The organism is Pseudomonas sp. HY13-MNA-CIBAN-0226 (assembly GCF_040310305.1).
GTDB lineage: Bacteria > Pseudomonadota > Gammaproteobacteria > Pseudomonadales > Pseudomonadaceae > Aquipseudomonas > Aquipseudomonas gregormendelii.
In genome coordinates this window covers 1-245 of record NZ_JBEOPS010000527.1, presented here as the reverse complement: position 1 = coordinate 245, position 245 = coordinate 1, and the positions used below count along the sequence as shown (strand labels likewise).

Genomic DNA, 245 nt, shown 5'->3' with positions numbered 1-245 from the left:
GTACTGATCAACATAGTCAGCATCACACCCCAAAACTCATCCCCTAAGGCAAATAGTAGCAAGCCTGCTCCAGCTGATACGGGCAAAAAAGCAAAGCCACTATCGACCAATAAAGTGTTGCTGGCTTGGGTGAGCCAACTGGGCAGACCTTTGAGTAATCGCCATACCATCAAAATAAGGAACATGGCGACTAGGCCAACGATATTGGCCGCTTTTTCGATACCTGCCCACTGACAGATAATAAC

At 47.3% G+C, this 245-nt stretch carries 1 protein-coding gene; it reads right to left on the bottom strand.

What is annotated here, in order from left to right; all coding sequences use genetic code 11:
- The coding region (locus AAEZ05_RS29765; RefSeq protein ID WP_350650236.1) for a hypothetical protein at positions 1-245 on the bottom strand (245 nt) is incomplete at both ends.